Raw genomic sequence first — 11,796 nt, 5'->3', positions numbered from 1 at the left:
GCTGGAGTACTTATTTTGACAGAGACTGCTTATAATAATTCGGGCTTTTTGCGATGTTGCGTCGCTTGTTCAAAGGAATAGGCGAGTGCAATTAAACGCGGTTCACTAAATGCTAAACCGACGAATGTAATTCCGATTGGTTCCCCATCACGCGTATAACCTGCAGGAATCGTAATTGATGGATATCCAGCTTTAGCAGCAATATCCGATCCTTGGTAATCTGCGAAGATCAGTGCATCAAGTTTTCGCGATTTCATGACGGCATCAATACCTTCTTTACGTGATAATCTCAAATCTTCTGCACGATCTGCCAAGTATTGACGGTTTCCCAAATCACCGGATAGTTTTTCCGCTTTTTCAAGTCGTGTTTGACCATATTTTAAAGCTTTGTCTGGATGTTCTTTATTAAAATCAATTAATTCAGAAATACTGTGAACTGGTACTTCGTTTGGCAATTTTTCAAGATATTGATTTAGATCGTACGAGAACTCTTGGATCATCACAGATGACTCACGTTCTTCAAGTGTATCCGTAGATGGTATGATTGCTGGATCAACAATCACAGCACCTTTATCACGCATTAGATCCAGCGCCTGATTAATAATTGTGGCTTTTTCATCACTTACTGAGTCCAAATAACGGCGATCGATCCCAAGTCGCGCATTTTTTAGTTCCCCACGTTTCAAGTAAATGGTATAGTCTTTCTCCACATCCCCCTGGCTCCAGATCGTCTCTTCATCATCCTCGTCCATTCCGGTCATTGCGTTAAGTAAAATCACCGCATCTTGTACAGTTCGTGCGATTGGCCCTGCAGTGTCCTGACTATGCGCAATGGGAACAATGCCACTACGGCTTGCAACTCCGACCGTCGGCTTAATACCAACGACTGAATTGTACGCAGCCGGACAAATTATTGAACCAGAAGTTTCGGTACCAATGCCTACAGTTGCCAAGTTGGCTGCAACAGCTGCAGCTGTACCGCTGCTCGATCCTCCAACATCAAAGCTTGCTCCATACGGATTGAGAACTTGACCTCCGAGCGAGCTGTAGCCATTTGGCATACCTTCCGTCATAAAGTTGGCAAATTCCGTGAGGTTAGCTTTTCCAATAATAATGGCACCTGCTTGTTTTAACTTCTTGACAACAAACGCATCTTCTACTGACTTGTGATTCGCAAGCGCGATAGATCCAGCAGTTGTATGCATGTTTCCAGATGTATTAATATTATCTTTGACGATGACAGGAATTCCGAATAATGGACCAACATCCGGTGTGACTGAACGTCGTACATCACATGATTCAGCTTCATGAAGTGCATCAGGATTCAATTCAAGCACGGCATTCAACTTAGGTCCATTCTTATCAAATTGCTCGATCCGATCTAGGTACATCTGAACAAGATCTTTCGAGGTAATTTGTCCAAGTTTCAGAGCTTTCTGGATTCCACTAATTGTCATTTCTTCAATTTCAAAAGGCTTGCGTTTCGCTGCTTCCTGACGAATATACATCCCTGCAGTCAGTGCAGCCGCAGCCGCTCCAGTAAGAGCAGCCGCAAACGCGAATTTTCTCTTTTTAGACATAGGGTTCACTCCATTGATTAAGATCAGAACGAATTAAATAGTGTCTTTAAATTTAATCTAATCTTACCGTTTCAATGAAAAACATGCAAATAGTCACGGTTTTGCTCTTCCCTGCACAATCCTTGTCGAATTAGTGAATCCACACAGGGTTGGAACCCCGATTGCATGTTTATGTACTGAAATTATTTTGATGAGATAGAACCATTTATGTATGAAATACTGTTTCTGCCTGGATTGGATCTATACCATTTACAAATAAACTAATTTTCTTAAAAATTGGACCAACCTTTCACTCTTTGAATACTATAAAAAAAAGAACTTAAGGAATGTCCTTAAGTTCATATCTCGTCATCGTGTTCAAAGTAAATCAACGATTATGCATCAGCAGTCGCAATCATCATGACGCTTATCATCATCGAAGCGTTCACCAAACGATTTAATCGCTACTACATCTTCAAGACAGATGTCAATTGTAGAAACGCTATGTTTCTCACAATTGAAGAGCGTCAGTATATTTCTCGAAACACCGGCAAAGAAACCGGTCACCGGTCTTGAGTTCTTAATAAATACTTTAATAAAGTCGTTCTTTGAGATCCCTTTCAACAAATCCCGACCGTCGCAACGATTTCCGTAATCACTCTGGTTGCCGTAATTGTTATTATTGTAGTTACCATTTCCATAATTACCGGTATTATTGTAACCACACCCACAGCCAGAGCCTCCGGATTGCGGACCATAAACAAAGTCATTCCAACCCATCTAAACTCCTCCTTGTTCTCTGTATTGGTCTTACATTAACAAGGTATGTGGATGCCGCCTTTTGGTTATGGACAAAATATCTGGTGCAAACATATATTTTTCAAGGCACTATAAACTTATTCGTTCAATCAATCAGAGCCTGTTAACAGGTTAATCCCCACTTTTAAAGGAATATCCGATATTATGGAGAAGTAAAGACAGGATGAAACAAACTTTAAAAAGTGAAAGAAGGGTTTTGATGGAACTGAAACAAGGAAACAATCGTTTCTATATTCTTGATGATCAAAAAAAAGAGATTGGCGAAGTAACTTTTTCAGAACAAGGACCCTCAGTGATTAGTATTGACCACACGTTCGTTGATCCAAACTATCGTGGTAAGCACATTGCCCAGCAATTAATTCAAGCAGTGGTTAATTTGGCTGAAAAAGAGAATTTATCAATTCTCCCAGTATGTTCCTACGCTAAAGTACTTTTTGAGCGAAAAAAAGAGTATCAGCATTATAAGTACAAACCTTTATAAATTGAAAAACCAGATGTAGATCATGATTCTACGTCTGGTTTTTCTACTGTTGCTCATTTAGCACCGAATAATCTGAAGACAATTCCTTTACGTCGTTTTTTTGCTTCGGTGACTTCTCTTAAATGAACCATCAACTGCTTATCGCGCAATTCGATGCGCCGTTCAAATTCTGTAGTGAATCTTTGCGCTACTTGGTCAGCAGCTTGCTGCGCAGCAGAAGCTGCAACTTGTTCGACCATAGATCGGAGTTGTTCAGTTGCTATGGACACTTCATTTCCAGAAATGACTACGCCATATTCGGTAGATGCCGGCAAGTGATCAAGATCCGTTTTCCTGCAAATTGTTTTTGAGGCTTCATCAATGGTAAAACCACTCTTTACCTTGTCGAGTAATTGGCTGATCGTCTCCATGTCTTCTTGAAAGAAAATCCGTTGATTGCTTTTATTTCTTGTGAAACGATACCCATTTTTCTCAAGCGCCATGGTTAAATGTCTTAGTCTACTTTTTGTAACATTGAGTTTCTCAGCAGCCAGTTTAGTAAAATAACCGATTGTTTCATTGTCTGCGCGCATGGTTTCACACTCCGAATCTTTATAAGTATATGCTACATATAAAGTTAGACAGCACACCGAGAAATTCCTATCTCAAAGTCACTTCACGATCAAAAAATTAATCGACGCCATTTCATTAAAGTACCCAATATTGGACAAGAATCGAGACAACTGCCAGCACAAACCAGCAAATCAATCCGAGCACGATTGGACGTATGCCGTTTCTCAAGAGTTTGATGAGATTTGTGTTCAATCCGATACAGACCATTGCCATTACAATCATGTATTTCCCAACATTCACCAAAAATGTGATGAGGACCTGGGGTAGAGGAACAAACGTACTAATGACCGAAGCCACGGCAAACCAGATCACAAACCAAGGGAATATCTTAGAGAAGTGATACGTATTTGCTTGTTCTTTCCCTTTACCCAAAAATAGAAAAGAAAGAGCAAGTGTGACCGGAATAATCATCAAAGTTCTTGTCAATTTGACAATCACTGCGAGGTTCCCCGCGTCATGGCTGAATGAGTATCCCGCTGCAACAACGGATGATGTATCATTAATTGCCGTACCGGCCCACAAACCAAATTGATGATCGCTCATGCCAAATACATGGCCAAGAAAAGGAAATAAGAATGCGGCAATCACATTAAATAGGAAAATGGTTGAAATTGCGTGCGCAACCTCTTCATCCTTTGCTTTAATGATGGGCGCAGTTGCTGCGATTGCTGACCCGCCACATATTGCAGTGCCCACGCCGATCAATGTTGTTGTACGGTTCTGTATCTTGAGCCATTTCCCAACGAGATAGGCTGTCACAAATGTTGCGGTTAAAGTAAAAATCATTAACAGCAACGTCTGGCTACCTGCACGAATGATGTTAAATAGATTCAGACCAAAGCCCATTAAAATAATCGAATACTGGAGAATCTTTTTTCCTGTGAAGACGATACCAGCGTTCAGTACGGCAGGTCGAGACCAAAATGAAAGAATTAAGCCAAATAATATTCCCAACACCGGGCTACCGATAATCGGAAAATAGAGACCAATCAGCCATGCGGGAAAAGCTAAAACTGCTGCGAGGATAATACCTGGAAATCTAGTTTTTAACGTTAACACAAATTCTCCTCCTGATCATTAAGTAACAATGAAGTCCTTTGTATGTATTTAGTAACGGAATGAATCAACTTATCTATAGAGTAAGCATAGATTTTTGTATAGTGTTTACATAATTTATATTCTGTATAGATAATGGTTCTCTCATCCTGTGATTGATTATACAGTTCAAGGTTCTTTGAGAAAAGGTGAATCTTGTTATGTTCACTGATTAGTAATACTTACGCTCGGTAGAGATCATTCAATTCAATGGAAAAATCCATGTAAAGATCCAAGTTAAGATCGACTCTCGCGTTAAAAACGCCTGTCACTTGCAAATAAAAAGAAAAGAATACCGATAACGTATAAAGATCCGACGAGAAACACTTTATCATATCCGAGCGATTGTTGCGCCTCATTAATCGTATTTTCGAAAATCGAAAATTTTTATGCATTCCTTCTTCTTTCACCTATCACAAAAAGGTCACCTCCTCATGACCTTTTTGTGTTTATTATGGAATAATGAACTCGTGTTTTATCAAAACATTGGCGCAATAATGAACAATACAATGATTAAAGTAATGATCAACCATGTCACTTGGTGCGAAAGTTTCTGCCGCTGCCAACCAGAATAAAATCTGCGAAATTGCCATTTATTTCGGTAAACCATATATATTGCAAGCTGCACGGCAATAAATAGCAATACAAATCCAATAACGCCAATAGATAGATGAATGAAATGATAGATCCAGGTGAGCAATGAAGAAAGAATTAAGCCAAAGATCACAATAAATCCGATCATTTGATACTGTTGCACCGATCCTTTACGCAAATGACTCACTTCTTTCAATGGTGTTTATTTGGAAATAATATTTCAATGAGTAGAACTAGAGAATCCTTTCCAAAGAGCATCAAAAATGAATTCATCATGTGGTTATTTCCGATCGATGAAAATTCTAGACTTTGATAATAAGTGCCTGTTCTCATTTTATGAGCCTTATTGAATCTGATACCTCATCATTCGTTTCCATTTTGATCGTCGCACGGTTTCCACAAAGCCCGCTTTTTCGAAGACCGATGGAATGCCTTTCCATAAAAAAGCACCAGGAACATCAGCATTGTACGGCAATTCCGGATAGGCTTCGATAACCGTCGCTTTGTGATATTTACAGAAAGAAATCGCTGCTTGAATCAGCTCCGAGGACATGCCTTGTCTTCGGTTCGGTTTGGCGATGAAGAAACAACTGATTGACCAGACCGGTTGATCATCAATTCGACTGAATACCCGAGATTTCTCCAATCGAAGGTACTCGTCTCGTGGAGCGACTGCACACCAACCAGCCGGTACATCATCAACATACATCAAGACACCAATCGGTTTTCCACTTTTCACAAGTTCATGCATTGCTTCCTTGTTCGTTTCTCCTTTCTGCGCGTCAAACTCAGCTTTCCTTAAGCGCCAGCTCATACACCAACACCCCCCGCATGCACCTCTTTCACCAAAAAGTTGGGTGAAATCATGCCAATGCTCCTCATCTAGACTGTAAGCTTTACTATTTTTTTCCTCATTTTCATAAACAAGCATTTGATTTCCTCCAGTTTACCCGAATCAAAACCGAAACTTTCCCTTTGATCCCATCACTTAAGAGCCACTTAGATCGCGTAGAGAACCTGCTCACTTCTGCTCAATAATTCAGCTTTTTCTCGATCCATTTTAAGAAAATAGATTTCTCCCAGCACTGTATTGGGTTCGATTGTGGTTTAATTCTGCCTGATCCTTTTCGCTAACGAAGCGAAGTCCGGTTAAATAGTTTCCGCGTTTTCGTGTTGACCAGACCACTTCAGCTTCTCGTCGATTCATTTTTGCTTGATTGGAACGTATGATCACGCGCGCCTTCTGATTCATTGGAAATGAACATATAATTTGGCATCCGGTAAGGCTGAGATCGACCAGATGTACCTGTTTTTCAAAGGGTTGGCTATTCCGAACATAGTCTTCCTCTTTCTCTGATAATGCAGCTGCCGCTTCCAATGCTGCTAAATGGATACGTTCATCAGGAAGTATCATGAGATAGGCCGGTTCATCGATATGATGCCGAGAATCTTGACGCTGTAAGGGCTCTCTTTTCTTAAACCCATGCCTCATAAACCGCGTAGAGGTTGCCAGGTAGTGTGAGCGTCTCGATTCAAAACTTGTTCGTTTCGATTCATTCTCATTAAAAAGATAATCAATTATTTCTGTATACTGCTGCGGTGAAACGTCATCAAACTGCAATCCGATCGTCAATTCCTCTTTTGTCTCAGCAATCCATACCCGGTGACCCTTAATCGGTTCCAGCTTTTCAATTTGCAATGTTAGCTGCTCAAAGGATATATTCCTCTCCATTCTGCTTTTATCAATCCTTAATCGAGCGCCCCTGTCGCTCATATCAACAATCTTAGTCGGTGCTGTGACCTCCCGACCCTGATTAATAAACTGTATGTGCTCGTCACGATTGATTGGAAAGCGTTCGGTACTCCGGTGTCTTGGTTGATTAAAAGCAACCACCAATGCCATAAGCAAACCAAGTAGATTATAGATTGCCCACAGTATATTCATGCCAAAGAGTGTCATATTATTGATATGAAAAACAAAGTTATCAACACCTACTTCAATAAAAGCCAATAATGTAAGACCAACGAGAACGATGTGAGGCAGGACACTTGCTAGATGGAATTCTCGCTTACCTGAAGTAGCCCCTTTTGGTGTTACTTTAAAATTTAATTGTTTGAGGCCAAATAGCTCCGTGAGCGCAGATATCGTCAGACGTGGCGCCATCGAAGTATCATATATATGACTCCAAATTAAGCTACGTTTGCCTTTCGATACGATTTTGAAGGAAAGAAAACTTCCGAGAAACGACGGCAGCCAGAATTCAAGAATGCTGATGAGATCAGTATTCAACGAGTAAATTCCGAGAAGAACAAAGGCTAGCGGCGCGAGAATATAAATCATTTTAAACAAACCAAAAAACCAATAAATTAAACCATCCAAATACAAAATACGCTGCATAATAGATAATCCAGGCATTGTAAGAGGATTCCACTTTTTAGCACATTGAATGTTTCCACGGCACCAGCGGTCCCTTTGTTTCAGCATGTCCCCCCAAGATTCAGGTGCAAGCCCCATTGCTAGTACATCACTGACAGAAAGCGTCTTGTAACCCTTTGATTGGATGATCATTCCCGTAGCCATATCCTCTGTGATCACACCCGTTGCGAATCCGCCAATTTCATCGAGAACAGTTCTTCTAAATATAGCATTACTCCCGACAAACATCACCGCATTGAATCTCGCCTTTCCCGCCTGCAGTGTTCTCATGAAAAAGTCCTGTTCATTCGGTATCGCTTCCGCAGAAAATGTATTGTATTGATAAGGATCATCATTGTAAAAAGCCTGTGGTGTTTGTACAAAAGCGACCTTTGGATCCTTGAAAAGTCCAATTGTCCGAGTGAGAAAAGCCTTCAGTGGTACCATATCTGCATCAAAAATAGCAATAAATTCACCAGTTGAATGCTTCAAAGCATGATTTAGGTTACCTGCCTTAGCATGCATATGATCCTCTCTTGTACAATGTAGCGCACCAAATTGTTCCGCGAGTTTTTTGACCTCAACGCGATCTCCGTCATCACATAAATAAATCTGAGTCCGATCTTTCGGATAATCAATATTTTTACACCCAGCCAGTGTCTTTTTCAAGATAGACACGGGTTCATTATAAGTTGCGATAAATAAATCCACTGTAGGAATGTGATCAAGCTGTTCCAAAGGTACTTTAGACTCTCGCACTGGGTTCCAGACTAGTGTATAAAAGATAACCATTTGCAAAAACCCGATACACTCGGTGAGCAAGAGCATAAATCCGGCGATCCAATTGACCCAACCGTGTTCCGGAAAAGTAAAAAAGATACGCCAAATAATATAGACAACATTAGATATACAGCAAAGAATAATGAGCGGTTTGGTAAAAATATTTTCTTTGATATAACTAAGTGTAAAGACAATAATGATTAGGCTAATGATGAGTTCTGCATAGATGATTTGCATGCTGTTCACCTTTCTTCAAAGCATTGCTTAAGAAAACATTATAGCACCGATTGATATTGATTCAGCCACTTTAGTTACTATTGTGACTATGGAACTAATATAAGAAATAACTATTATTAGGACTTAAGTTAGGGTAAGTATCCGTGATAAAATCCATCAGTTGACGCATTCTAAATAGAGCTGAACCATAAGCTTGCCTCTGCTCCCACTGCTTTATTTGCTTCAAATTAATAAACCAACAATTAAAAGGAGAAAAATCATGATTCAGACAACTGTTGAAGATCCAACTAAGGAATACACATCCGGTTCGTACCCTAATCAAGAGCAACCGTACCCTGGTTTACAATCCCGCATGACACCCATTCCAAATTGCGGCGAGGACACATACAAAGGTTCTGGAAAGTTGTTGGGTAGAAAAGCACTTATAACCGGAGGTGATTCGGGAATTGCCCGTGCCGCCGCCATTGCTTATGCTCGTGAAGGTGCTGATGTTGCAATCAACTACCTCCCCTATGAGCAATCCGATGCTGAGGAAGTAAAGAAATTAATTGAAGATGCTGGACGAAAAGCATTACTCATCCCCGGTGATTTAAGTGACGAGGCTTTTTGCGAACAAATGGTCGACCAAGCAAATCAAGAACTTGGCGGTTTGGACATTCTAGCACTCGTTGCCGGTGTGCAACATGCCTACAAGAGCATCACAGATATTCCAACTACTTTCTTGCACAAAATCTTCGCGGTTAACGTCTTCTCACTTTATTGGACGGTCAAAGCAGCGTTACCCTATTTGCCAAAAGGTGCCTCAATCATCACAACCAGTTCCGTTCAAGCCTATAGTCCGAGTCCTGATCTACTCGCGTATTCCCCAACTAAAAGCGCCATTGTTGCATTTACGAAAGGGTTAGCCAAACAACTGATATCGCAAGGGATTCGCGTCAATTCTGTTGCTCCTGGACCGATTTGGACACCTCTTCAAGTTTGTGGAGGTCAGCTTCCGGGACAAATTCCAAATTTTGGGCAATCCGTACCTTTTAAGCGTGCCGGTCAACCAGCTGAATTAGCTGGTGTTTATGTTCTACTCGCTTCAAACGAGTCCAGCTACATCACCGGCCAAATTTATGGCATCACCGGTGGACTTCCCATTGCATGATGAATCACAATAAGATTAGATTTATGATTAATGGTGCACCTACCTGTAATGGGTGAACTACCCCCTAAAGTTGGACGACAAAATTCAACTTTAGGGGGTTTTATATAGATTATTATTTCGTATTAGATAAATTTCTTTGTCTCCAAAATTATTGTCATTCTTGATCATATAATTTGAACATATCGTGTACCTATGTTAATTTTTAGAATGTAAGCTCTTACAATTATTTCTTATGTTTTTTAAAGCAAAAGGAGGTCTCGATGAAGCTATGGTTAAAGACTTATCATTATTTATTAACGGTACTTTTGTAACGAGCAGCAGCGACAAATGGATTGACGTAGTGAATCCGGCAACAGAAGAAGTGGTCTCACGTATTCCGGATAGCAATGAAGCGGACACTGAAAGCGCGATTGAAGCAGCTTATGCTGCGCAAAAGAATTGGGAGCAAACCCCCGCTGTTGAACGTGGCGTTTATCTGCACAAGATTGCCGATGGTATTCGTGAACGCGAATTAGAATTAACCGATATCATTATTAAGGAAGGCGGCAAGACACGAGCACTCGCCAAAACAGAAGTCCTTTTTACCGCTGATTATCTTGACTATACAGCTGAATGGGCACGGCGCTACGAAGGCGAAATCATTCAGAGTGATCGTCCGAATGAAAATATCCTTCTCTTTAAGAAACCAATCGGTGTGACAGCCGGTATCCTACCTTGGAATTTTCCTTTCTTCCTTATTGCGCGAAAAGCCGGTCCTGCATTGATTACGGGCAATACGATTGTTATTAAGCCAAGTCAACAAACACCTGAAAATGCTTATGTTTTCGCACAAATCGTTCAAGAAGTCGGACTACCCAAAGGAGTCTTTAACGTAGTGACAGGTCGAGGTTCAGTAGTCGGTCAAGCACTCGCCGCCAGTAGTAAAGTTGGCCTTGTCAGTCTAACGGGAAGTGTGCCCGCTGGTCAAAAGATTATGGAAACAGCAGCTAAGAATATCACAAAAGTCTCACTTGAACTCGGCGGTAAAGCACCAGCCATTGTAATGAATGATGCCGACATCGATCTTGCTGTTAAAGCCATTGTTGATTCTCGGGTTATTAATACTGGCCAAGTATGCAATTGTGCCGAGCGTGTCTATGTCCAGAGCGAAATCAAAGAAGCATTTACGAGCAAACTTATCGCTACGATGAAGGCCGTAAAGTATGGAAATACAGGAGAAGTAGAGGAGCTCGACATGGGGCCGCTGATCGAAGAAAGCGCCCTAAACAGTGTTACCAAAAAAGTAGAAAAAGCAGTTGCTCAAGGTGCTACCCTTGCCTACGGCGGTCACAGAGCATACGACAAAGGTTACTTCTTTGAGCCAACAGTTCTTACGAACGTTACGAATGATTGTGACATCATGCATGAAGAAACCTTTGGTCCCGTAATCCCAATTGCTGAATTCGAAACTTTAGACGAAGCAATTGCACTCGCCAATGATTCTGAATTCGGGTTAACCTCATCTATTTTCACAACTAATCTTGAAAACGCCTTCTACGCGATTCGTCGCTTGGAATTCGGTGAAACTTATATTAACCGTGAACACTTCGAAGCAATGCAAGGATTTCATGCTGGGGCCAAGAAATCCGGAATTGGCGGTGCTGATGGAAAACACGGGCTCGAAGAATACCTGCAGACCCATGTTGTATACCTTGAAACTTCTAAATAAAAATACTTATTCATGTACTGTGATCTTAAATAACAAAAGCTAGCTATTTTTTCAAAAATACTAATCTTCTGTTTTAAGCCGCTCATCTTCTAATAAATAGATAAGCGGTTTTTATATTGTTGAAAATATCATTCATCAGGTTAAATTCAACTCGTTGAGTAGTCTGTTTTTACTCTAGCTTTATTAATTGAGCGTTTTATCTGAGATCAACTAAGAAATTCACAAAATGCGAAATGAGGCATATGTGACTTCACAGTTTTATCAGTTGTTCTCTGGATTTTCAGATCCGTAAGCATAAAAAAAAACAAGCGTCTCTCGATGTTATTCGAGAAACGCTTGTTTCTG

At 40.6% G+C, this 11,796-nt stretch carries 10 protein-coding genes; 3 read left to right on the top strand and 7 right to left on the bottom strand.

From position 1 onward, the window contains the following. Positions 1–29: 29 nt before the first annotated feature. Positions 30–1,580, bottom strand: a complete 1,551-nt coding sequence (locus NIE32_RS08555; RefSeq protein WP_253054832.1) for an amidase family protein — start codon at positions 1,578–1,580, stop codon at positions 30–32. Between the two features lie 381 nt (positions 1,581–1,961). Next, complete coding sequence (locus NIE32_RS08550; RefSeq protein ID WP_253054830.1) at positions 1,962–2,339, bottom strand: hypothetical protein; 378 nt, start codon at positions 2,337–2,339, stop codon at positions 1,962–1,964. A gap of 202 nt (positions 2,340–2,541) precedes the next feature. On the opposite strand from NIE32_RS08550, the gene NIE32_RS08545 reads away from it, so the two are divergent. Next, positions 2,542–2,859: a GNAT family N-acetyltransferase gene (locus NIE32_RS08545; protein WP_354327254.1), complete on the top strand. Its 318-nt coding sequence runs from the start codon at positions 2,542–2,544 to the stop codon at positions 2,857–2,859. Between the two features lie 53 nt (positions 2,860–2,912). On the opposite strand, the gene NIE32_RS08540 is transcribed toward NIE32_RS08545, so the two are convergent. From NIE32_RS08540 to NIE32_RS08520, 5 genes are all read right to left on the bottom strand, one after another. Further along, positions 2,913–3,431 (bottom strand): hypothetical protein, encoded by a 519-nt coding sequence (locus NIE32_RS08540; RefSeq protein WP_253054826.1) that lies wholly within the window; start codon positions 3,429–3,431, stop codon positions 2,913–2,915. 115 nt (positions 3,432–3,546) lie between these two features. Further along, positions 3,547–4,530, bottom strand: coding sequence for a YeiH family protein (locus NIE32_RS08535; RefSeq protein WP_253054824.1), 984 nt, complete (start codon positions 4,528–4,530; stop codon positions 3,547–3,549). Between the two features lie 514 nt (positions 4,531–5,044). Further along, a complete protein-coding gene (locus NIE32_RS08530; protein WP_253054822.1) occupies positions 5,045–5,338 on the bottom strand; it encodes a cytochrome c oxidase subunit II in 294 nt (97 codons plus the stop codon). 165 nt (positions 5,339–5,503) lie between these two features. Next, on the bottom strand, positions 5,504–6,091 hold the full coding sequence (locus NIE32_RS08525; RefSeq protein WP_253054820.1) for a GNAT family N-acetyltransferase: 588 nt from the start codon (positions 6,089–6,091) through the stop codon (positions 5,504–5,506). Positions 6,092–6,220: 129 nt separating this feature from the next. Beyond that, on the bottom strand, positions 6,221–8,593 hold the full coding sequence (locus NIE32_RS08520) for a glycosyltransferase (protein WP_253054818.1): 2,373 nt from the start codon (positions 8,591–8,593) through the stop codon (positions 6,221–6,223). A 259-nt stretch (positions 8,594–8,852) separates the two neighbouring features. Between NIE32_RS08520 and NIE32_RS08515 the strand changes: the two genes are divergently transcribed. Further along, a complete protein-coding gene (locus tag NIE32_RS08515) occupies positions 8,853–9,743 on the top strand; it encodes an SDR family oxidoreductase (protein ID WP_253054816.1) in 891 nt (296 codons plus the stop codon). 268 nt (positions 9,744–10,011) lie between these two features. Next, positions 10,012–11,451: an aldehyde dehydrogenase gene (gene aldA / locus NIE32_RS08510; RefSeq protein ID WP_253054814.1), complete on the top strand. Its 1,440-nt coding sequence runs from the start codon at positions 10,012–10,014 to the stop codon at positions 11,449–11,451. Positions 11,452–11,796 lie beyond the last annotated feature (345 nt).

It is taken from the genome of Sporolactobacillus kofuensis (genome assembly GCF_024125425.1).
GTDB classification, from domain to species: Bacteria; Bacillota; Bacilli; order Bacillales; family Sporolactobacillaceae; genus Sporolactobacillus; species Sporolactobacillus kofuensis.
Note: the sequence above shows the minus strand (reverse complement) of the source record. Positions and strands in the feature narration are given on the sequence as shown.